This is a genomic window from bacterium (assembly GCA_021108215.1).
GTDB lineage: Bacteria > Oederibacteriota > JAAXVQ01 > JAAXVQ01 > JAUVAV01 > JAIORK01.
The window spans coordinates 26,514-50,832 of sequence record JAIORK010000026.1; the positions used below are offsets into that span (position 1 = coordinate 26,514).

A 24,319-nucleotide genomic window follows, 5' to 3' on the forward strand; every position below is an offset into this window, starting at 1 on the left:
CTCAAATGGTCATGGAGCGAATCAATAGCAAACTGCTATTTTGTAAAACAATGTTGATGATCAATACGGCTTTTTGGTTTGCGATTGCGATCCTCTATTCGACAGGGAAGCATGATTTGCCGCGTCATTTGATCATTAGCATATTACTTTTTATGGAAGTCATTCTCTGTGTTGGAGCCTATCTTGCAGTGGTCAAACGCTGGCGACTGGGTATTTTTTTGGCCATGTTACTGGCACTTTCCAATGCCGTGCTCGCGCTAATCGATCAGCAAGGTATTCTGGATAGTGTTGGAATGATATTGAGCTTGTTGGCATTGACCAGTTTGATACTGGTTCGGAAGGATATCCGGAATGAAAAATAGAAATAGGAGGACGTTGCCATGCTAGAGTTGTTTTTAGTCCGTCCCAATTTAGGAAATCCGATGATGTTAACACCTGAAAAATTGACACATTTCGAGGTGACGATTGCGGCCAAGAACCCGGTGTTAAGGAACCTGGCTTTGGTAAGGGGATTGCTAATGGCGAGACCGCCCAAAATAGCCAGAACAGACAAACCCGATAAGACCTATGCGCTGACTATTTTAAAGGTCAAGAAACTAAAAAATTATGCCGGCTTCAAGGCTGATTACAGTAGCCAAAAATTGCCCATTACCAATACGGATCATCAGTATACGCGTGGGTTTCGATTTGAATTTATTGTTGAAGTCGGGTTGACAGAAGCCCGGATTCAACAAATCAAAGACCAGGGCGATTGGCCAGTACTCTGTAATTTGGAATATAATCAAAAACATAATATGCATGCACTGTATATTCACAACGCATTGAAAGACAATCAGACGTTTACTATTATTCAACTCTCAGATTTGCATGTGGCGCATCGCAATGACACCATTCCTCAACTGTTGAGTGAGGTCAGAACACCGCAAGAATGCGAGACCTTAAAAAGCCGGTATATTAATTTCAATGATCATCTTCGAACAGCAATTGCGCAGATTAATCAACGGGTGAAACAGGGCGAGGCGATTGTGGTCGCGGCGACCGGTGATTTGATTGATTACTATTATGATGGGTTTTGGGATAGTGAGTTTATCTGGAAAAAAGGAAAAGCGATTGGTTGGGAGAATTGTAATTTTAACAAGCTTTACCAAATTCTTATTGGTAGCGATGGAAAGGGTGCTGGGTTGCAGTGTCCTATTTTTACGGTGTTAGGCAATCATGATTACTTGATTCATGAAACTTTGCCGAATGTGGATATCAATGCGTTATCCATCAAACTGAGTGACAAGGATTCTTATCGTGCTTTTGGACTTACTGTGCAAGAGGGCCGGGAGTATTGTTTTTGGGCTTATCCCAAAAACAAAGGCAAATCACCTTCACTGCCTGAGCGAAAGTTGTATAAGAATTATAGTGAAATGCCAAAAGGCAAACAGCCTTTTCATCTTCGCCGGGATGTCGATTTGGATACGAACCATTCTTACTGGATGGGAAAACCCCACTATGAACATTTGGGGTTCTATCTTGAGAAAATAAATTATGATGTAAATTTTTCTATAACTTTAGGACAGCAGCAGTTGATCTGTCTGAATACCGGGCCGGATCGTTACGGAACAAAAGGGGATTTTATTAGCGCCAGCTCCGGAATCGGGAGCGCACCGGATTATGTACACGACTATATTCACGGTGGACCGCATAATCGGGGAATTTCAACCGAGCATATCAAGCTGGTAAACACGGCAATGAAAAATGAAACCGCGCGGGGCGCAGTGCTGATTTTTACCCACGCACCCCTGGTGGGTCTGCAAAATGATCCAACCCAAGGACACGAAGTGTTATTTGAAGAGCAACACGCACAGATGCCCAAGCCGCCGAATCTTGTGAGCCGATTTTTTAGTAATCTTTATGGATTGAATTTTATGCGCGGTCCGTTTACGTCTGGCATTGCGATGTTGAACAAAATGGGTTATCCACTTCACCAAAAAAAATATTTTATGCGCGGCCAGCGTGATCCACAGCTCAATTTTGGGTGTGCGGATAGCCTTCAAACCAACACACTATTTCAATTGTTTGGTTTGATACGTCGACCCGCTGCCAAACCTGTGATGGTACTCTCCGGGCATACCCATAAAGCGCATGAATTTCGGATTGAAGGGCCTAAGACGGTGCAGGAAAAAAAGAATCATATCTATGCTTATTTTATTGATGACTATTCAAAAAAAATAAAGCAACAAAGCAATCTTGCTAAAAAATGGGTTTGGTTTAAAAAGAACAGTCCCTTGCTGCTGACTTCCGGAGGCATGAAAAACAAGGTTGCCATGGCACCCAAATATGAGGAACATTATCGGGAAATTAAAATTGAAAACGACAAACTACACAGTATCGATAGAGTTCTATTAAAAGCAAGGCCTTTGACCACAACCCTAACACCGGGATGTCGACCTGTTGGTTTGCGTGCAGCCAATGGCAACTATGTAAGCGCAGATCATGGTGGTGGCGGTTGGCTGGTTGCGAATCGCGCCCAGCGTCGTAAATGGGAAACGTTTGAGCTTTTTCAATGGGCAGGGGGCAAAGCTGCCGTGCGATGTCATCAGGGCGACTATTGGCGTGCCGAAGGCGGCGGTGGTAAGGCGATTAAAGCAGACAAGAAACACATTCAAGCGCATGAGACTTTTTATATGTTTTCCAAGGGAGCCAATCAGGTTATTTTTCAATCGAAAAATGGACAGTATATTGCGCTGGATCGTGAGAAACGGTTGGTGGCCACATCCAAACAGATCGGCGCAGCCGCGAAATTTACGCGGGTCGATATCCGGGGATAAACAACAGATAAAAAGGAGCGTCTATAGTAAACTTGAGGACACCATACTTATTTTTCATAATTCAACGTAGCGTCCGCGAGATTGAGCATGTTGCTAATTCGGAAGGTTTTCTTAAAACCAGAGGAAATTTAATATTAAAGTGGCGCAATAAAATATAATGAATTTGGTCTAACTCCATAGTGTAATTAAAAAAGTTGCGTGGAAGGCTACACTTATGGAGTATAAGATCTACTATGTTGCTGATGAAAAAGGAAAATGCCAGGTACTGGATTTTGTTGAAACCCTGGGAACTCGATTTAAAGCACGGTTTTTTGCTTATATTCACCAGCTCTCAAAAGAAGGACCTCTATTACCACGTCCGATTGCAGATACATTGCGCGAAGGCATTCATGAATTGAGATTTAACTATAAACACCAGGAAAGAATTCTCTGTTTTTTTATGCATCAGCGAAATATCTTTATTTCTCATGCTTTTAACAAAAGGGGTTCAAGTGTTCCTCAAAAAGAGATAAAAAAAGCAATTTTGAATCGACAAAACATCAAAAATTTGATTGTCAAGGGGAAGTTTAAACTGAATTGACGAATGTTGACAAAACACCTTATAAGGTGTACGATGATACCGTGTTAAGGAGGCTATTATGAAGACAATACAGCATAAAGACGTTCTCGAAAAAGAACTCAAGAATCCAACATTTAAAAAACACTATGAAGAAGAACTAGTTATGGCATCGGTTGCAATTAAAATTGCTGCGTTGCGTCGCAAACAACAACTTACTCAAAAAGCACTCGCAAAGAAAATACATACAACACAGCAAACCATATCAAAGTGGGAAAATGATAATTATGAAAATATTGAGATTCGATCCTTACAAAAGATTGCCAAAGCACTCAATGCCAGATTGAAAATTGAAATCATTCCCAAAAGAGTACATACTACTAGAATTTAAATTTTAGATCGGAGCCCTTCATGTCTTACCAAGCAGTGATTTTTGATTTGGATGGAACGTTGTTGGATACGATTGAGGATATTGCGGAGGCAATCAACCATGTGCTGGAAAAACGTCATTATCCTACGCATACTGTTTCGCAATATAAAATGCTGGTGGGTCTGGGGATGGGGCAACTCATCATTGATGCGCTACCTGAAACAGCCAGAGATGTCACCACCGTGAGCATGGTGACAAAGGAGGCGGAGCAGGCGTATTCCGAGCGTTGGCAAAATAAAAGTAAACCGTATGTTGGTGTGGTTGAACTCTTGAAGCAATTGAACTTACGGGGATTAAAGCTAGCCGTTCTTTCCAATAAACCGCACGCCTTTACCGAAGTGTGTGTTGCAACATTATTATCTGATAGTAATTTTGATCAGGTGATGGGGGCACAGGAATCGATACCGCAAAAGCCAGCACCGGATGGGGCGATTAAAATTGCCAAAGCCTTAGGACTCGCGGTTGAACAAATTCTTTATGTGGGTGATTCTGGGACCGATATGAAAACCGCCAAGGCTGCTGGAATATTTGCCGTGGGGGTAAGTTGGGGGTTTCGGTCTGAAGAAGAATTAAAAGCAACTGGTGCAGATAAAATTATTCATCAGCCAAAAGAATTAATTGAACTGATATGAAAATTAGCTGTGCAATAAAAAAGGGCAACCTGTTGATAGGCAGGTTGTCCTTTTTTATTGCGATTATGATTATAAATTTAAACATTTCTTGAATAAAGTAAAAAAATTGCAATAATAATGCATGGAAAACAGTGTAAGTAAAGTCCAAAAGGAAAAGTGTCGCAGCAAAGTGATAATGTCCTATTCCAGCAAAATAGAAATGTCCTATTTTGTATAATGTCGCCAACTAATCCAAGAAAGGGAGTTGGCTATGCGAAAGGATATTATCCCCATGAGCACTAAAGAACTTAAAAAATTACATCTGGTCAAAAAAGCTGACGAAAAACTTATTACTCAAGCCCAGGCAGCCGATTTATTGAATATAACCGAGCGTCAATTCAGACGGATTATTCAAAATTATCGTCTTTTTGGAGAACGCGGATTCGTTCATCAACTACGCGGCAAATCTTCTAATAGAAAATTTTCCGATCATTTCAAGCAATCCATTGTTTCCATCTATCAAAAGGATTTTTTAGGCTATAAACCTACTTTTTTCACCGAAAAACTTACCTCTGAGTTTGATATTTCCATCAGTAAAGAATCCGTCCGCCTTATTTTGGCTGAACACAATCTCTGGACTGTTCGAAAAAAAAGGCTCAAACACAGAACCAAACGACCCAGGAAACTTCATCGCGGCGAACTTGTTCAACTTGATGGCTCTGTTCATCAGTGGTTTGACGGCACTGAAGGCTACTGTGTCCTTATGCTTTACATTGACGACGCCTCTTCCAACGTTTATGCCCGCTTCTACACTTATGAAGGAACTATCCCTGCCATGGATTCCTTTCGTCGTTATATTCAACGATATGGTATTCCTATGGCCATTTATGCTGATCTTCACAGCACTTATAGAAATAACAACAAAAAGCTTTCTATTGAAGAACAATTGGCCGGGGTGCGCGCCGACACACAATTCAGTCGTGCACTTAATCAATTATCGGTTAACTATATCCCGGCTTATTCTCCTCAAGCCAAAGGGCGTGTCGAACGGACTTTCCAGACTTTTCAAGACAGGCTTGTCAAAAAACTTCATCGCTTAAATGTTTCTTCCATCAAAGAAGCCAACGCTTTTTTGGACACCTGCTTTCTGAAAGACCATAACCGCCGATTTGCTGTTGCACCGGCTAATCAGACCGATTTGCACAGAGGCGCTCTCCCGGTCTCAACACTCAATAAATTTCTTTGTATCCAGGAAAAACGCTCTGTTGCTAAAGATTTCACTGTGCGCTACGAAAACAAAATTCTTCAACTCGCTGTTCCCACCATTGCAAAACAGGTTATGGTTCATTTATTTTGTAACAGCTCTCTTGCCGTTTTTCACAAGGACAAGTCTCTCAAATTCATGGATGTTACTCACAAACATCTTCAACCCAATAATAAAAACAAAAAGAATTTACCTTTTATGCCTGTTATTGATCCTATTACTTTAAAGGAGGTTCCGGCTCAGTATACTTCTTAAATTAGGACATCCTTACTTTGCTCATAATAGGACATTTCTACTTTGCCTTGACAGAATGCGTGTCGGTATCCATCACTTTTTCCAAACCATTTTATGCGCGTGGAGCAACTCGCTTAATCTGACGCAAACGCAGTTGATTCGTTTTAACCTGGCGATATTCAATCACAATATTCTGAAGGCCTCGTTTGGTTCTTTGTGGACGAATAACGAGTTTTTCGCCAATTTGGTTGATTTTACAGACTAGTTTTTTTGTCTGTTTTTTACCTGCTCTGTTTTCAACAGTAATGGTAACGGCATCATTGGCAACCGCAGGTTCGATCTCCAAATCACCACCATGTTTTGCGCGTCGCACAATTGCAGCTCTGGCTTTGGTAATTGGAAGATCAATTTTATAAAACCACGCATCATTCCCATAGGAATCCCGTTCAACTTCCATATCAAGTAACGCCGTTTTCTTGGTTCGCTTGGTATGCAGAAAAATCTCAGGACGTGCAGTATGGCTACCTTGAATATGAATACTATCCTGATCCGCGCTGGTCATGGGGACTTGTACTGACAAGGCCAGGTTTGGAGTAGACCAGTGGGCATTGGCATTACCACGTTTGGTCCCTTTGAGGTTGACTTTCAATTGTTGCGGCGCTTGACTACGCGCAACATATAATTCCCCTCCTGCTCCAGCCAAAGGAATGCGTGTCAGCGCGCCTGCTTTGGGATAACGCCAACGCGGCTTCCCGCGATAAGCGATTTTTTGCGCTTGCCCATCCACCTCAATTTGCTGGGTTGATGCATCCCCGGATATGACTAACACTGTAAACATCGCTGCAATATTCGCCACTTTATGCGCCAAGGAGATTTGAGGACCACTGACCAAAGCATAGGATGTTTCAAAAATATATTCATTCGGAAAAACATTAAATGCGATCAGCTCTTCTGAAAGCAAATCAGTTGTTCCGAATATTTTATACTTCGAATCTGGGGAAACCTGAAAAAAATAGTCATTGGGCTTAATTTCTATATAAGTGCAATCATTTTGGTACTTCGTTTTTTTATCATGCCATGGAATATTCGGATCAGCAGTCCATATTTTATGGGATTGCCCGTTTTTGCCTTCTTCATAAGCATAGGCAACAACCGTATGCATACAATAATCATCAGCAAAATCAACCATGTTCAGCAGAGGATACTCACCTAAATCAATATATTTTTTTATTTTTTTGAATACTTTTTTCGGCGAAAGCGAATTCTTCTTGCTTTCGAGTTTTTCTAGGTAATCGTCTACAAAAGCCCAGCCCAATTGATACCCCTGCCGACGTTCAATTCGATGACGATACTGCAAAGACAGATCTTTATTCTCGACTTCACGTATATGTTTCAAACTTTTGTACTGATACAAAGGTGTGGAAAAATCCGATTCACCCCTTAAACAGCACACTGCTTCTAAACTCATGCCAAAACAGTTTCCTGGCGCAGAGCTACCTTTATACAACAATTCATAAAATGCCGCCTCTCGCAATCGAAACACCGGACGATCAGCATCCAAGTCTGTAAATGTTTCAGCACATTGTTTCCAACTCAATAGCGGGGTCTTAAAGTTATCAAATGCCCACCAATGATAATTTCGAAAATGCTTTTGAGCTGCCATATTCTCGGATAGAAGTTCTTGCTTCTGCAAGGCATACTCGAGTTTTATTTTTCGAATAGATTTTATCCCTTTCCCTTTCTTGGTAAGCGAGAGCGTCCCCATGCCTACTTCAGGAGCAATATCAAAAATATGATCAATCGTAAACGTTTTTTCGATGGTTCCCAAATAATCATTTTTAGATCCTTTATCGTAATCATACACCGATACCTTCAGTTCTATTTTCGTATCCATGCAAACAGGCGAAATATATTTCGTTTTTCCGGGATAATAGGTTCCCAGCTCAAAAGCTGTATAACCATGTTTTTTGTTTTCCGGCCGTCGTTTTTTTTGTTCGATCCATTTCCCGTTGATCTTCACACTGGTATACGTAATCAGTTCCGCGCTATTATCATCAAAGAGGCCGTCGTTGATTGTACCACTTCGGATAAACCCTAATCGCAAACGAACACCAGTCAGTGCGTGACATTTTTTCCCGTCATAGCGGATGATCCCCCGCTCAAAAACATAAAATGCATACTTGCCGTGATAAACTGCATTTTGAACAGGAAATCCCAATGTCCCCGCAGGTCCACCCAACGCCATAAATTTTGTGACAACTGGCTTAGGTAGCGCGACTGCACCATACTTGACGTGCGAATGAATTCTGCCACCCTCAAATCGTGCAAACCATCCTTTGATAGAGCCATGATCATCTTTTTGCTGTTGATCTGAACCTACTGGTCGTTTCAAATAACCTTTTTTAGATCCCAGCGACTCATAATAATCCCGAATCGCCCCATGCAACGCCACGCATCCAAAGTCAGAATTTCGGTATAGTGTGCCGCCTGAAAAATGACACTTGCTGCCGCCTTGGGGCATGGGTATCGGATTCGATGTAGGCAAACCCAACCTGCACCATGTTTGTTCCGCACCGCATAAAACATAATCCGCATACAAATCTCCGTAGATCGCGTGAATACCGCTTTCCTTTGAGAAATAAATTGCGCCATGCTCAAAGTGCGATACGTAACCAACCGGAGTTTTAAAAGGAAGTTTTTGCATATCCGTGGTGGGAAATCCCAGTTTGACTTGCATTCCGGCCGTCCTAATATAATATTCGCGCAATTGACCCATGACCGCACACGCCCCGGTTTTGGGTGACCAGTAAATCGAACCGCCTTGATATTCACGGTACCGTCCTTGACCCAGTTTTTTTTCCGGGAGCACTGCGTGATGCAGCATACTTTGCGTCCCACCCATATTCCAATATTTACTTTCAATTTCGCCCATCCCCTGACTCTCTGCCGCTGCCAGACCGGTTTCCAGATGCGGGGCAATGCCATCCCAAATACGCACTGCGTGCAGGGACCCTTTGAATTGCTGTTGCAGGCTATGGATGCCGATTCCTAAATGACTCTGTTTACTACCGGTTGCTTCCAACTGAGCTGCTTGAAAAACACGGCGTGCTTTAGGAAAAGCATTGATAAAAATCACCAGCGCATCCCCGGTAAAAACAACTGACAACCACGTTGCTTTATTGAGCACAATTGCACTCGATGTTTTTGCAGCCCCCCAACCCGTCGACAAGTGAATGACAGCATCAACATAATATTGTTTTCCTATTTGCTTCAAAGCCAATTCCAAGGGCAAGGTCTGACCACTAAAAAGAATCATATTCCCGGTTACATTCTTCTTGGGATGAATCACCATTTCCAAAGTAAATGCACTCATGTTTTGCAATGAAGAAACATTGGGCAGGGTAACATAGCTGCCAGGACCGGTTAGAACCAGAGAATGCGCAAGGCCTCCCCATGTCTGGGTCTGCAGCGCCGGCGAAACCGATTGATAGCTGCAATTGAAAACCGTTCCCTTGTAGCCCGTATTACTGTTTTGGGCGAGACCGTTTTTAAAATCATAAAAAAGAATAGGTTGTTTTGCCATAATGCCTCCCGAATAAATTTAATAACATCTCCACAAAAATATTTCTCATGTCTCGCAGGCTGCCAATCGTATCGGCGCATGAAGCCCGGCATGCCGGGTTCCCCGGCAAAATGTTATGCTGCTTGGTTAATACGCATCCGTATGATGAAAAACTTCAAGTGTTGTGCGGATGATAATTTTAAGATCCAGAACCAATGACCAATTTTCCACATACCACAGATCATACTTGGTCCGCTCCTCAATCGGGGTATCGCCGCGCAGGCCGTGCACTTGCGCCCAGCCGGTCAAACCGGCTTTGACTTTGTGCCGGTCAAGGTAACGTGGAATGGATGTTTTAAACTGTTTTACAAAATAGGGGCGCTCCGGGCGGGGTCCGACCAGACTCATCTCACCCTTCAGGATATTAATCAGTTGGGGCAGCTCGTCTAAAGATGTTCTGCGCATAAAGGAACCAATTTTAGTCGTGCGGGCATCCCCTTTGGTGGCCCAGACCGGACCGCTCTCTTTTTCCGCATCCATCCGCATGGAACGAAATTTGAAAACCCCAAAAGATTTGTTCCCCCGGCCCACCCGCTCTTGCTTAAAAAACACCGGACCCGGCGAGGTCAACTTCACAATCAGTGCCAGGAACAGGAATACAGGAAATATTAAAATCATGCCCGGCACGGTAAACGCCAGATCAAACATCCGCTTGGATACGCGTGCGCTTAATGTTGATAAAGGGGATTCCTTTAACGCAAAAACCGGAATACCGTAAATCTGATCAATTGACATGGGGTTGGTGATAATCCCGAACAAATCAGAGACAATCTTAAATTCCACTCCGGTTTCCTCAACCGCTAAAAGTATATCCTCCATCTCGGCATGGGCCGTGGCAGGGAGTGCAAAAAGGACCTCGTCAATATTATGTTTTTTTATGATATCCGGCAGAGTTTCTAAACCGCCTAGTACCGGCACTGTCGCAAACATCTTGGGAGACTTGTCTTGTTCTGAAACCACACCGACCAAACGGTATCCCAGACCGGGATGGCGTTTGACTTGTTCGGCAACCCGCTTACTTGTTTGCGTCAGACCCACCAGTACCAAGCGGGAAATGCCCACACCCCTGCGCCGCAGCACCACCTGAATCCGCCGTACCCAGGAACGAAATACTGTCGTTAAAATAATGGTAAAGAGCCAGGCATAGATCATCACCAAACGAGAGTATTCATCCCGCCGGTAAAAAAAAGTCATCCCGATAATCATCAGGAATGCCACAATCGCCGACCGCGTAATGCGTGAAAATTCATCAACCCCGGAGATGCCGCGGCGCTGAATATACAACCCGGCATATTGATAACTGACGAGCACAACCAGCACCACGATCGGCAGGGTTTGCAGATAAATAATCAAGTCCGGGGCATCGTGGGTCACAGGTACCGGCCAGCCGGAAAAACGCAGGGCATAGGCCAAAAGCAGTGCCGCGCCGGCTGCTATGCTGTCGGCTAAAAAAGTCAGATAATAAAAATTTTTGGAAAATCCCCGGTGTACCATCTGATTACTCCGTGCGCTGTTTTAGAAAAGACGCGATCGTCATTTCCATTTTTTTTCTAAACTTAGGCCGATCAAATATCAATGCCCGGTTCCGAATCACCTGGCTGTCCCATTTCATCTTCCGGGATTGTTTCACCATATCTGCCAGCGATTGTGCAGTCGGACTTTTAAAAAACAAACCGGTTTTTTTGTGCACCACGGTCTCCAGTGCACCGCCCTTGCCAAAAGCAATGACCGGTCTGCCGGATGCCATGGCTTCCAGCGGTGTAATCCCAAAATCCTCTTCCCCGGGAAAAATAAATGCCTGACAGTCGGCATAAAGATGCTGTAATTCTTCAGGTGAACATTTCTGTTTAAATGTGATGGTCGGACCGGCCATACGGCGCAGTGTCCTGAGTTCCGGCCCCTTCCCTACAATAACCAACGGCAGGGCCAGATGATTAAATGCTTCAATGGCACGATCAATCCGCTTGTAAGGCACCAGCGCTGAAACCGCCAAATAATAATCACCTTTGGCTTTCACCGGTTTAAAGCGGGCGGCTTCGACCGGCGGATGAACCACTTTCGCTTCACGCCGGTAATAAGCTTTTATTCGTTTTGCCACATGCCGGGAATTGGCAATGTAAGCATCTACCCGATTAGCGGAAGCAACATCCCAGACCCGCAACCGGCTCATGGCCGCCGAAATAATCAACCGCTTGAAAAAACCCATCTTATGGACCGGGAAATATTCGTGATATTGCTCCCAAGCATACCGCATGGGTGTATGACAGTAACAAATATGCGGCGTATCCGGTTCGGTTAAAACACCTTTGGCCACACAATGCGATGTGCTCACCACCAAATCATAACCGCGCAAGTCAAATTGCTCAATTGCCGTAGGAAAAAGCGGCAAATAATTACGATAATGTTTTCCGGCAAAAGGCAACTTTTGAATAAAAGAGGTTGTTACCTTGTGCTTACGAATGGTCGCAGAGAGTTTCTCCGGTTCATATAACAATGTAAATAAATCAGCCTCGGGGTACATCTCGCAAAGGACTTCCAGTACTTTCTCGCCGCCGCGCATACCGTTGAGCCAATCATGAACCAGGGCAATTTTCATGAATAGAAAAATCCTTTCGTCGTAAAACAACCCCGCTTTCGAACGCGGAGAATTTATACCGAGCTGCTGAGCAACTCATCCACCGCCCGCAAGACATCCGCCGGTGTAACTGCCTTCATACAGGCCAGGGTCTTTTCCTTGCAAATGGTTGCATCCCCATACTGAACAGTTATTGGATTATAACACGGTGAACAAGGAATAACTTTATGAATGACGCGGTGCTGCCGTCCCCGCGGCGCCAACAAGGCCGGGTCTGTCGGCCCAAAAATCGAGACCGTAGGAATGCCCACAGCATCGGCCAGATGCAGCGGTCCGGAATCACCGCCAATAAACAGCGCACAGCGTTTGAGCAGAGCTGCCAGCATCAATAGCGTGGTTTTCCCCTCAGAACGAATGGCGCGTGATTCCCAGGTCTGCCCGGCTAACAACATATCCCCGGTATTGAGATCACCCTGATTGCCCACCAGTAATATCCTGGCGTCATAGCGTTCCACCAGATCACGGCAAACCTCCCGATACCCTTGCAGAGACCAGCGCTTGGTGGTCATGACGGTTCCCGGATTGACCCCGCCGGCGGGAAACACGGCAATCAAAGGACCCTTGCCCTGTTTACCGGAATACTGATTTAAAAAAGCCTCGGCTGCCTCATCAGCTGCCTGTGGCGGCATCAACTCAGGTTCAATCCCATCCGGCCGAATATCCAATGGCGCAAGACAATCCAGATGACGATCCACCTCATGCGCTTCAGCTCTAAACGGTATGCGGTGCGTCAAACCAAAACCCCCGTTTTCCCAATCAAATCCTATCCGCACCGGAATGCCCGCCCAGGCAGTCAACATCCCTGAAAAAGGTGTACGATGAAGCACCAAGGCCAGATCAATTTTCCGGCGGCGTATTTCCGCCAGGACTTGAATAACTTGCCTGATTCTCCCAAAAAAACCTATCTTTGCATAAGCATTGAATTCTATCACATCATCCACACGCGGATCCGCAGCTGCCAGCTCCTTACACCAGGAACAAACCATATAGGTAATTTTTACGCGCGGCATATCCTTTTTCAGAGCCCGCAAAAGGGGGGTGGTAAACATGATGTCACCAATACAGCACAATTTAATGACAAGAACATGATCCACCGTAGCACGCACCAACGGCTTACGCGGAAAAAAATAAAAAACTATTTTTCCCAACCAATAAAACAATTGCTTCACAATGGTTGTCCCTTCATCACTGTTTCAATTCTATAAATAAACCTTGGCATCTCGCAAAGACGCTAAGAACGCAAAGACAGAAAAAAAATATAAAAAGATTTTCCTTAGTACCTTGGCGTCTTAGCGCGAGGTCATTTTTCCCGGAGAAACTTTTTGACCACTTCCACGGTCTCCGCAATTTCCTGCTCAGGTGCGCTGCGCCGTACCACGGCTGCCCGGACGTCTTCCCCCCAGGGACCCCACTCTTCCGGTGCATTGGTCTCGCTCCAGAGCATCACGGCCGGACATTCTTGAACAATTGCCATGTGCGCCGGACCGGAGTCATTGCCGACAAAACAATCCGCCGCCGCAATGATGGCTGCCAATTGCCGCAAACCGGTCTGGCCGGAAAAATCACGAATTGTGCTTTGGACCTTATCCATCACCGCGTACGTTGTGATTTTTTCTTCCGCTGTTCCCACCAAAATAACTTCACAGCCAACCTTTATCAATTGATCACAGACTGCCGCGAAATATTCAGGCGCCCATTGCTTGGCAGGGTCCCCGGATGCCGGATGCACCACCACCCGCAGCCCCTTTTTTTCCCAAAGGGCGGCACCGCTTTGGCTTTCATCCGGCGTCAGTGCCAGGGGCGCATAACGATCCGGCACTTGCTGTGCGCCCAGTCGGCGAACAATATGCAAATTCCGTTCAACCTCGTGCATTCCCTGGGGTAATTTGCAAGGCAACTGAAGCAAAAATCCGCCGCCGGTAATTGTATAACCGGCCCTTATACAAACCCCGGCAAAAAAAAGAAGTATATGATGCCGTAGATCACCGCGCAGATCAAGTGAAAGATCATAGTTCTCCGCCCGCAAGCGCTTCATCATGTCCCAAAAGCACGACAGTTGATTTTTTTTCCGAGCACGGCTAAACCAGGGTGCGTCCCAAGCCAAGACGTGATCAATCACGTCTTCTCGCGCCAGTAAACTCGCCCCTGCGGTTGAGGTTAGCAGTGTCACGTTAGCCTCCGGGTAGAATGACCGCAATGCCTGCAAAGCAGGACGGCAAAAAAGCACATCACCGATATGATCCAGACGTATTACCAGAATTTTCTTCGGATGTGCCAGCCTTTTCGGATCAGGGCGCAAACCCCGGCCCAGCGTAAACACCCATACTAAAAATGTGCCGCAACAATCAATCACCCCGGCTGCAAAGCGTTTTCCCAAAGATTTATAAATGTAACGGCGCGTCCCGCGCGCCACAAACAATTTTGAAGTTCCCATGTCTACTCTTCCTTCTCAAATCGCATAAGATAAATACTCTGGAACCGTTTTTCAAATTTTTTCTCATACTGCCCGACAAACCAATCGTGAATCAGGGTTTGTTCCAACCCGGCATTTACTATCACCAGCCAAAGTGCTTTCCGCTCAGGAAACACTGATTGTAATTGATCCATATTTTCCGGATCAATGTTAAAAAAATGTTCAGACCGGCCTGTTATCGGAGTGTAATTCCCCGGGATTCCTTGAATCGGAATGCTGTCTTCAAGATAATAGTTTAACGGGATCGCATTCCAAGCCGGGTAAACTGCGACAATGTCTTCCCGGCCCGGCTGCGAGGAAATCTCAGCAGCAATACGCCGCCAGTCATCATAATACCCATCTACAAAAAACTGGTTCAAGAGCGGAACACTCACTGCAGCCAGCATAAGCACACCAACCCAACGACGCCGAATCGCCGGCAACCCGGCAATCACGACCGCGCTAAAAATGATCAGGGAGAGTGCACTAATACTGAGATATCGGTTATCAAAAACATTAAGTTTTCCACTGGAGTAACCCCATACCAACCCCAAGGGGACAAATACCAGCGTTAATCCCATTCCCCAAACTCGCGGCTTGACCAGCATGAAACAGTTCCGAATGCGGGGCAAACACGCCTGCAGGATCAGAACCATTGCCGCACCGAAAAATGCCAGGAATAAAATCTTATGCATCCCGGTCCAGCAGGCTGTGCCGGCCCAAAAGACATAGAGTGAGTGAAGCGGCTCCCACCAAGCAGCACCGGCACCCCGCCAAGCCGGGCCGCCTTTGCTAATGTGGTCCCACAGCGTCGGCAACCAGGGGGCAAATCCAATCATTAAAAACATCTGAAGCAGAAACCAATTTTTTCTGATTTCGCGCGAAAGATTAAGCTTCCCGATTCCCATAAATATATAACTATGCTGACTGGCAAAAACCAAAAACGCAAAATAATGCGTATACATCGCCGCGAGCGTGGCAAAACAATATCCCAGGCTATTAAAAAAATCAGGTTTCCGCAGCAAGCGCCAAAAAAACATGACCGAAAGCACGGAAAAAAAAACCAACATACTGCCCATCCGCCCGCTCCGGGAAAGCTCGACAAAATAGGGCGAAACCGAAACAAGTCCGGCAGCCCACCATGCCGCCCGGCGGCCGGCCCAGTCGCGGGTTAAGATAAATACCAGCGGGACCAAGGCTGCTCCGAAAAAAGCCGAGAATGTACGCAGCGCAAATTCAGTTGTCCCAAAAATCCTGATCCACCCACCCAATAAAACATAAAAAAAAGGCGGATGAATGTCCGTGGCCGCGCCCCGGAAAATTCCCTGCCAATCTGCTGATGCCAGCACAAGACTATAGGCTTCATCCAACCATATAGACCGTAATTCAACCCGAAAAAGCCGCAACCCCAAAGCGATAAAGATGAAATAAAAAAGCGGATGCCGAACCATCCGCAAAATAGTGTGTTTTTCAAACATGGAGCTATCTCTTTTCGCTGAGCAGTTTTGCATAGACCTGTTCCACCTGGTGAATCATCTTATCCCAGGTATGCTGTTGAGCACAAAGCCGCGCCTGGATTCCCATCTGCCTGCGCACATCCACATCACGCACCAGGCAGTCCATGGCATTGGCAACGGTTTGATCGTCCACCCGCGCCGGAAAAACAAACCCCTCCAAACCGGGTGTCATCAACTCCGCAGCACCGGCATTATTGGTCAGCAGTACCGGCAATCCACAGGCCATCGCTTCTAAAATCGTTAAACCAAAGGATTCATATTCCGGCAAGGCTGCATATACATCCCCGGCAGCATAGACTTGAAATGCATTCTGCCCGGCAGCAACAAAGTGTACCTGTTTTTCCAAACAATTTCTTTTCACCAGCTTCATCAGGTCTCTATGCCGTCCTGATCCGGAGGCAATCATCAGGTGAGCATCGGGGTTTTTTAATAACCGCAGCGCTTGAATCAACCGGACGGCACCTTTGAGCTGCGGCATATTGGCTACCAAAATAAAAACAACCTGGTTTTCTCGAAATCCATACCGCTTTCTAATGGCCATACGCGTCAATGCCAGCTTAGCAGGTGAGTACGTTTGAATATCCACCCCGGGATAAATCACCTCTATTGGAATATTCCGCGTATCCGGATAGGCCGACCTTATCTGCCGTTTCACCCTTTTTGAGACCGCGATCATCCGGCGGGCGCTAAAAAAAGCATTGCGCTCCATGTTCAACACCGCCCGGTGAGCCGGACTGAAAAATTTCCGCAATTTATTGTTGAAAGAAGAATTTTGTTTCAAAGAAGCACGCATCCCTGCCAAATGACAGGAATGAGCAGTCACCACATCTCCCCAGCGTCCGTCCGACCCTTGCGTGTGGACAACATCATATCTGGATGTTTGTGCTAAAAAACCGGCCTTGGTACTAAATGCGGAAATGGAGTGCCACAAGGGACGCCGGGGCGCCTTCACAGGCACCACTTCGGCTTGACATCCCAGGACTTCGTTCGGATCTGTCAGCACAGTCACCTCATGACGTGTGCTAAGCCGGTTGGCCAACTCATGCGTATAAAGTTCAATGCCGGCACCGGGCCGGCATCCTCTGGCAATCAATGCGATACGCACATCAATCCTTTTTAAACATTTTCTTATAAAACGCATACATCTGTAAAGAAATGCGTCCAGTGGTATAGTGGTCCAAAACACGCAGGCGGCCCTTTCTTCCCAAACGCAGGCTGGCAGGTGCATCCTGATGAACGGAAATAAGCTTCCCGGTCAAAGCCTGCCAATCACCTTCCGGAAAAACCATACCTGTATCTGCAATCACGTGGGGAATTTCCCCGGAGTCAGACCCCACCACCGGGACCTCACACGCCATCGCTTCGATGAGAACCCGGCCGAATTGTTCTTTCCAATGGTCGCGGGTTTCCGAAGGAAGGACAAGCACATCTAATTGTTGGATACTATGCGGGACTTTTTTATTATCCACTGCGGTAACGAACCGGATTTTTTCCAAAACACCAAATTCTGCTGCTGTTTTTTTCAGAACATCACGCAATTCACCATTGCCGGTTATAATTAAATTCCAGTCAAATTTTAATTCACGGACTGCCTTCAACAGTGTTACCAATCCTTTTTCTTCAATCAGGCGGCCAAAATAACCAATCGTAAACTTGTGATGTACGGCGTTCATCACTGCAAAAGGACGAAAAACGTCGGGGTCAACACCATATTGGGGGATCACGTCGCAGTTTCCTTGATAACCGCGTTTTTTCAGCACCAGCCCCGCTTCCCGGTTCCCGGCAATCGCCCAGCGGGAATTTTTTAAAACCCAGTTATCAATCCAGTTCAAAAGCGGTTTATAGGGTCTGTAAATATTTTCCCAAGTGAAAAACACAAAAGGAATGGCTAATTTTTTAGCAATACGCAGCGCCTGTGCACATACAAGAGAATAGGGTTCTTCCTCAACATGAAGAATATCCGGCGCAATTTTTTTAATCCGGCGCTTCAGACCGATGAGATAAAATCCACCCACCCGGCCCAAGAACCGCCCCGGTAAGCGGTGAATATGAATACCCTTTTCCTCCCCGCTTTTAGGTGCCTCCACCCAGCGGCCGCCTTCCGGCCAGCCGGTCGGGAGCACCAGATGCACCTCGCAACCATACCCGGCCAATAAGTGATACTTTTCGCGATAAACAGGCACAACCGCGCTATGTGAAATAATTAAAATTTTCATCAGTGGTTTATAATCCCTCCATACTGCCTGCAACCTGCTGTCCAAAATAAACCGTAATAAATCATCCCCGCACTCCCCCGGCATCCGCCGGACAAGTTACGCCGGGCAAGAGCACGGGGATTCCTTCGTATATTGAACGAATCATCAAGGTGCATCAATTTTACATGGAAATATATGGAAATGCAAAATATTTGCGACCCGGCCGGCGGAGCAGACTAAAAAGGACATCGTTCTTCAGCACGACGCATCCAGCCAGTCGGTCCTGAAAAACATAAAAAGTTCTGTGACTATTGAAAAAACAGTAAAAAGTACATGTCATCATTTGCAAACAATCACGTAACAAAGCTAAAATTTCTTGCAAAGTGTGGCCTTTAAGGGCAAAGCGGACCTGTGTGTATTGTTGAACGAATACGCTGCAGGGGTATGGCCTGACAAACTTCTTTAGCAGTTAGCAGCTTATTGCAGGCTGTTATTTTCATGCCCCCGTAACATTCTACGGCCCCTTTGCAGAAAAGCAGAGAAACAATGCGCACGGGTCCGGCCTATATACTGATATAAAAACCACGGAATGACCTGGTCAATCTGTTGAGCGCGCGTGCTGCCAAAGGACATTACCCAAGACGGGGACGTGTATAAATAAAAACCGATAATGAAACCGGATGTGAGAAATGCCGACATCCGAATCCCGGCAGCGTACTTGCTCAATAGTTTGACCAGGCTTCATCAAGAAATTGTCTTTTAGTCGACTTTTTCAAAACCGGCTAGCTATTAATCAGCTGCTGATAAACGGCACGATATTTCTTCACAATACTCTCCCAGGAAAAATAATCCGCGACCTCTCGGGTGCAGGTTTGTAATTTTTCCACCAGCTCAGGATGGCTCAATACATGCCGGATGCCGGTGGCCAGGGCGGCAGGATCATGCGGCAGCACTCCCCAATAATGCCGGCCATGCTTGAGGTTTTCCATCTGGATTCTCGGATCAACTGTAATCACCGCCCGATGATGGGCCAACAAGGTTACCAGACTACTGCGATTCAACTTGGCACCCTCCGTATACGGCTGGACCGCAACCGCACATTGTGCAAATACTTCGGGTAAATCTTCGGCAGCGAGATATCCGGTAAAACGAACCCATTCTGTCAATCCATACTCGCGAATAAGGGAATGTATTTTATGATGATAGCTATATTTTTCCGGAGCCAACTCACCGGCAACCAAAACGCCTACCGGAAAATTTTGTTCCTTTAGCCGCTTGAGTGCCGGCAGCAAAAACTCCCATCCTTTGTTGGGCATGACAGTCCCAAAATGAAGAATCCAAGGGTACTTCCGGTCCAATGCAATCATTTTTTTATTTGTCCTGTTTTTTTTCTCTTTTAAACCACCCACATTACTCCCCAAGGGAATCACCTGAATTTTTTGTGCATACGCTGCGGCTGTTTCCAAAACATTTTCCAAGTCCAATGAATTAGTACAAATAATCCGGTGTGCAGCCAATAAGGCCGGTATAAGCCGTATCCGGCCTGCCAGGGTATAGGTGGCATATTCGTGTAATGTGACCACACATTTAATCTGCGGTGCGCGCCAACGAATAAGTGCAAATAAAAAATTGGGGGTCAATCCGCGGTCGAATCCCAAACTGGGATACTGCAAATGACAGATATCCGGCTTCAAAGAGCATATTGCCTGAAAAAGATTCCAAAGCGCTGACAAAGACCATTGCGAAACCACGGCATGCACCGTCACGCCATGGTTGTCATCCGTTTTCCGGTCGGTGCGGGTTGTCAAAACCAATACATGCTCACCCTTGGCAGCCAACTGCTTTGAAAGATGATGTGTCTGATCACCGACACCGCAGTGCATGGGCGGGTAAGAACCTGAAACCATGCAAATTTTCATACTCCGCCTCTTTTCCCCTTTGTTTGCTTCTTCAGCATCACCACCAAATTCATCATCCAGTAAGCGCCGGTTTTATATTCAAAACGGTCCCACTGTTTTGGCGCCAAAGGCCGCAACCAATTATGCAGGGCATACGTCCAATCGAATTTCCCCTTACGATATCCATAGCCGCTAAAACGTACTACCGTCAAGCCAAGCCGTGCTGCAACACTCCGCATATCCCCCAATGAATACTGTGTCTCCCATCCCCAAGGCCAGTCACCGCGAAAAACATGCCAAAGTTTTGCCGCCGTATAGGGATTCCAGGTCTGCGGAACATCAACAATCATGGCACCGTCCGGTTTAAGCAGCCGCATCATCTCGCTCCAAACAGGCGCAGGATCTGCAAAGTGCTCCAGCAACCCTTGCGAAAAAATCAGATCAAATGATGCCGGCGCCAAACCAGTATGCCGTGCATCCGCCTGGATACAGGTGAGATTTCTTTTCAGCCGGTGTGCGTCCGTTTTCGCCAATTGGATTGCCTGAGATGCGCTGTCCAGTGCCACCACCCGGACTTGTTTATTTTTGGCAACCACAAGTGCATCCCGTGCCGGACCGCAGCCCATTTCAAGAACTGCGGCATTTTTTTTATGCAAGAGCGCATAGATAATGAAATCATGCAAGGGTTGTCTGGCCTGAACCCGCAGAGCAATATCTTTTTTCAGCTCTTGCAGCGATTGTGTTTCCCAGACATGTTCAAAAAATCTGCGCCGCTCCTGATACCCTACTCTGGGCGGGCGTTTCACAAAAACAATCACGGCTGCTAAAAAAAGTGCAGCATGCACCCCCCGGTCATGAATTAAACAATGTTCTGTAAAATTAGCAATAAAAAAACCGGCCAGCCCTGCAACCAGTGCCCAACCACCTATGGCAGGCCACCCGGGGCGGAGTCGGCCAATCTTCCGAAAAAAATAGAGTACCATGCGCATGGTAAACAGCAGCAGGGTCGCCAAACCCAGAAAACCGGTTTCTGCTATCACGGTCAGCCAGAAAGAATGCGGATGAGTGATGACACCAATAGGATTGATGTCGCTCCCGGCAACCATGGGCGCAAGAAAACGGTACATACCAGGCCCAATACCCAGCCAAAAATGATCAGATACCAACTTGCCGGTCACCTGTAAATAATCCAACCGGTCAGCCAAAGAAGCCAACTTGGTCTGCCAAAAAGAGCCGGTAACCAGGTCCGGCAGCTGGACCAAAATCAATACGAATCCGGTTGCCCCGAGCGTCATCAACCAAATTATATGTCGTGGTGATTGTTTTGCCAAACCCAGAAGGATAACCAGCAAGGCCCCTGCCAGGGCAATGAATCCGGTCAGAGAAAACGTGGTGATGAACCCGGCCGTCAAAATAAAGCTGCCGACCAATCCGACAAACCGGAAAAAATTACGCGGATGAAAAAGTGCAGCTGCCATGGTAAACGGCAATACCATCCCCACAAAAACCGCAAGTGTGTTGGGTCCAAAACCGGCACTGGCCCTGATCAATTCACCATGCACGGTCACAATGGTCAATAAATCAGGATTGGAAATCCGTCCCATCGTGGTCTCAAAAAATCCCTGACCTGCACTCACCATGGCGGCCAAAACCAGCGCCCAGATAACATGTTCCGCTTCCCGACCCCGCCGGAGCACATGGACACCGACGACCAATACCAGCACCATTTCCAATATTTTCAAACTTCCGCGCAGAGACTGCGGCGAGAGGACTCTCACTGCAGCTGCGATCGTGATAATCACAAAAGGAAGTACCCAAATCGCAATGGGAAGCGCACTGCGCTGCCAGGCCCGGTGTTGTATTATGTTTCTGAACAAACCCGGAAGAATCACAACCAGTAGCAACTCTCCGGTATGCACGGTGCCAAAACCAAACAGTTCCGCCTGATTTTCAAATGGCACAACCAGAGCAAGCAGGACCAACGCCTGGGAAGGTTGAAAAAAAGCCAGTAACCCGGCACACAGACTCAGTAAAATAATACTGAATCCATTTCCCGAAAAATACCAAACCGACCAGGCCAGAACGACCGCCAAGGTGGTGATGCCGTCCCAACGCTGCCTTGCCATTCCGGTATAAGGACTCCCTGGCGCAAACAACTTTACTGTCCGGCTATTTATATTCAAAGGAAAGCCACACTATGCTCTTCTTGAACGTAGATAACACTGATAATGATTCCGGACAGTTCAACTTTCTGCGTACTGATCAAACACCAGGCACCGGCCTTGAGCCCGGTTGCTTCTCTGGGAAATCCGGGTGTGTTGCGTACAACCTGCAACGCACCTTCCACGCGAAGTTTTATAATCACATCCTGTTGTCCGGCCAGTGGTACCGCCAACGGCAATCCGTCTTTGGCCGGAACAGGTTGCACGGATATTATTTCCGCGACTTTATTCCCCTGGCGGTTTACCACTGCATCTGCGGGTGATATTAAGGCCACAATTTCCGGCAGGGGTTTGGTAACCCGAACCTCAATCACTGCCACTTTAGAAATTTTGGAAGGTGTTGTTCCCCGCGAGATGGCGTATTGCACCGCCATCACCGCCGCACCCATGGCAACTGTCAAGGCAATCACATCCCACCAGCGAATCGTCCAATCTGTTTTCATTCCTCCACCTCCTTATCAAGTACATTTACCGCAGAGACGCTGAGGACGCAGATAAAAATCCACAGGCTTATCCGGCATACGCCGGACAGGCTGCCTGTAGATTTTTGTCCTGAGATGTTCGCCTTCGGCGGTATTGACTCGCTTCCTCAATGGGCTTAAGACGCATGATATATAATCATTCATCTCGTCTCCACACGTGACTGCCCATTGTGTTCGCGCTGGCACGATAAAATCAAATTCTAATATAAAATTTAAACATCCAATGATTTTATTTATGTTTCGCCTCTGCAACGGGCACTCTTGTTTTTAAACTTTATCCTACCTAGCCTTTGCTTTTCTCTGCGTCCTCAGTGTCTCCACGTTAAATTTTTTGTTTTTATTTTCCCGCCCTTGCTTTTCATCTTATCTGAACTTCCTCTGCGTCCTCAGCGTCTCTGCGGTGAATACCCGGTTTGATGTTGCGATATTTCCACTCACCCAGCAGTACCCAAAACAGACGCACCCAGGGTATTAGTAAATATTGCGGCACGAGCAGCATCAGGTCACGCAATCCGGTGGTACGTTTCCGGCATACCGCATAAACCGATCCGGCCCATCCCATCACAAATCCACCGACAAAAAGCAGACCCGCCAACGGTTGTTCCAAGAGATAACCAAGCAACATCCCCGGAAAACCAATGAACATGCCCCAATAAAAAACCGGAAACGCCCGTCCATCGATCCATTTCAGGTGCTTTTTATAGAGTACCGGATGTTTTTTCCTCAACAGAGCTTCATGCATACCGAACCGGGCTTCCTTAAAATAAACCCAAGGCGATGATACGAACAGGGGATGTTCAACCCGGCACTTCGGTTCAAATACAATACGGTTATTTTTCTCCAAAATGCTAAAAGCAATATCAGAATCCTCACGGTTTGCACGAAGAAACCGTTCATCAAACCCCCCTACCTGTTGAAAAACCGTTTTTCTATAAAGCATATTACAGGTCAAATAATTACCGCCCTTGACATTGGATACAATATGCGTAAACGGAGTCGGCGGTGCGGTCAACTTGGATGGTGCGGTTAACCCCTCCACACCGGCAATATGTTCATCTTGAAAATACGGTTCCGCAGCACACCACCAATCAGAACCGACAATAATATCCGAATCTAAAAATCCTAAAACATCTCCGCGTGCCGCCTCAGCACCCCGATTTCTTGCAATAGCAGGTCCCAAGGATTTTTCATGACGAATCACAATGACTGGAAAAGGGTCCCTGCGCGCTTCCAGCGCAGCAACGGTCCCATCACTGGAACCGTCATCTACAACCACCACTTCCAGCTCTCCGGGTTGGTGACGCAGTTGCCGGAGCGACTCAAACACAGTTAAAAGCAATGTCTTGCGGTTATAGGTTGGAATAATAATACTCAATCGAATCATT

At 46.4% G+C, this 24,319-nt stretch carries 18 protein-coding genes; 6 read left to right on the forward strand and 12 right to left on the reverse strand.

Going from position 1 to position 24,319, the window contains the following annotated elements; genetic code table 11:
* Positions 1–11 precede the first annotated feature (11 nt).
* The 6 genes from K8S19_04760 to K8S19_04785 all read left to right on the forward strand — a co-directional run bounded on the left by K8S19_04760 (position 12) and on the right by K8S19_04785 (position 5,932).
* Positions 12–362, forward strand: coding sequence for a hypothetical protein (locus K8S19_04760; GenBank protein ID MCD4812982.1), 351 nt, complete (start codon positions 12–14; stop codon positions 360–362).
* An 18-nt stretch (positions 363–380) separates the two neighbouring features.
* The gene (locus K8S19_04765; protein MCD4812983.1) at positions 381–2,816 is read left to right on the forward strand and encodes a metallophosphoesterase; all 2,436 of its coding nucleotides are present in this window, start codon (positions 381–383) and stop codon (positions 2,814–2,816) included.
* Positions 2,817–3,030: 214 nt separating this feature from the next.
* Entirely contained in the window at positions 3,031–3,396 is a 366-nt protein-coding gene (locus tag K8S19_04770; GenBank protein MCD4812984.1) for a type II toxin-antitoxin system RelE/ParE family toxin, read from the forward strand.
* Between the two features lie 58 nt (positions 3,397–3,454).
* The gene (locus K8S19_04775; protein ID MCD4812985.1) at positions 3,455–3,763 is read left to right on the forward strand and encodes a helix-turn-helix transcriptional regulator; all 309 of its coding nucleotides are present in this window, start codon (positions 3,455–3,457) and stop codon (positions 3,761–3,763) included.
* Positions 3,764–3,783: 20 nt separating this feature from the next.
* Positions 3,784–4,434, forward strand: a complete 651-nt coding sequence (locus K8S19_04780) for an HAD family hydrolase (GenBank protein ID MCD4812986.1) — start codon at positions 3,784–3,786, stop codon at positions 4,432–4,434.
* Between the two features lie 250 nt (positions 4,435–4,684).
* Positions 4,685–5,932, forward strand: a complete 1,248-nt coding sequence (locus K8S19_04785; GenBank protein ID MCD4812987.1) for an ISNCY family transposase — start codon at positions 4,685–4,687, stop codon at positions 5,930–5,932.
* A gap of 91 nt (positions 5,933–6,023) precedes the next feature.
* Here the strand turns inward: K8S19_04785 and K8S19_04790 are convergent, their stop codons facing one another.
* The 12 genes from K8S19_04790 to K8S19_04845 form a co-directional block, all read right to left on the reverse strand.
* A complete protein-coding gene (locus tag K8S19_04790; GenBank protein ID MCD4812988.1) occupies positions 6,024–9,494 on the reverse strand; it encodes a hypothetical protein in 3,471 nt (1,156 codons plus the stop codon).
* Positions 9,495–9,620: 126 nt separating this feature from the next.
* Positions 9,621–11,027 (reverse strand): undecaprenyl-phosphate glucose phosphotransferase, encoded by a 1,407-nt coding sequence (locus tag K8S19_04795; protein ID MCD4812989.1) that lies wholly within the window; start codon positions 11,025–11,027, stop codon positions 9,621–9,623.
* A 4-nt stretch (positions 11,028–11,031) separates the two neighbouring features.
* Complete coding sequence (locus K8S19_04800; protein MCD4812990.1) at positions 11,032–12,129, reverse strand: glycosyltransferase; 1,098 nt, start codon at positions 12,127–12,129, stop codon at positions 11,032–11,034.
* A 53-nt stretch (positions 12,130–12,182) separates the two neighbouring features.
* Positions 12,183–13,337, reverse strand: coding sequence for a glycosyltransferase family 9 protein (locus K8S19_04805; GenBank protein ID MCD4812991.1), 1,155 nt, complete (start codon positions 13,335–13,337; stop codon positions 12,183–12,185).
* 131 nt (positions 13,338–13,468) lie between these two features.
* Complete coding sequence (locus K8S19_04810; GenBank protein MCD4812992.1) at positions 13,469–14,602, reverse strand: glycosyltransferase family 9 protein; 1,134 nt, start codon at positions 14,600–14,602, stop codon at positions 13,469–13,471.
* A 2-nt stretch (positions 14,603–14,604) separates the two neighbouring features.
* Entirely contained in the window at positions 14,605–16,098 is a 1,494-nt protein-coding gene (locus tag K8S19_04815; GenBank protein ID MCD4812993.1) for a glycosyltransferase family 39 protein, read from the reverse strand.
* Positions 16,099–16,102: 4 nt separating this feature from the next.
* The gene (locus K8S19_04820; protein ID MCD4812994.1) at positions 16,103–17,242 is read right to left on the reverse strand and encodes a glycosyltransferase family 4 protein; all 1,140 of its coding nucleotides are present in this window, start codon (positions 17,240–17,242) and stop codon (positions 16,103–16,105) included.
* 1 nt (position 17,243) lies between these two features.
* Positions 17,244–18,353: a glycosyltransferase family 4 protein gene (locus tag K8S19_04825; protein MCD4812995.1), complete on the reverse strand. Its 1,110-nt coding sequence runs from the start codon at positions 18,351–18,353 to the stop codon at positions 17,244–17,246.
* 761 nt (positions 18,354–19,114) lie between these two features.
* On the reverse strand, positions 19,115–20,251 hold the full coding sequence (locus K8S19_04830) for a glycosyltransferase family 4 protein (protein ID MCD4812996.1): 1,137 nt from the start codon (positions 20,249–20,251) through the stop codon (positions 19,115–19,117).
* The gene (locus tag K8S19_04835; GenBank protein MCD4812997.1) at positions 20,248–22,356 is read right to left on the reverse strand and encodes a methyltransferase domain-containing protein; all 2,109 of its coding nucleotides are present in this window, start codon (positions 22,354–22,356) and stop codon (positions 20,248–20,250) included. Before K8S19_04835 ends, K8S19_04830 begins: the two co-directional genes overlap by 4 nt.
* A gap of 53 nt (positions 22,357–22,409) precedes the next feature.
* Positions 22,410–22,895: a hypothetical protein gene (locus tag K8S19_04840; GenBank protein ID MCD4812998.1), complete on the reverse strand. Its 486-nt coding sequence runs from the start codon at positions 22,893–22,895 to the stop codon at positions 22,410–22,412.
* Between the two features lie 397 nt (positions 22,896–23,292).
* Positions 23,293–24,318, reverse strand: coding sequence for a glycosyltransferase (locus K8S19_04845; protein ID MCD4812999.1), 1,026 nt, complete (start codon positions 24,316–24,318; stop codon positions 23,293–23,295).
* Between the last annotated feature and the right edge of the window lies 1 nt (position 24,319).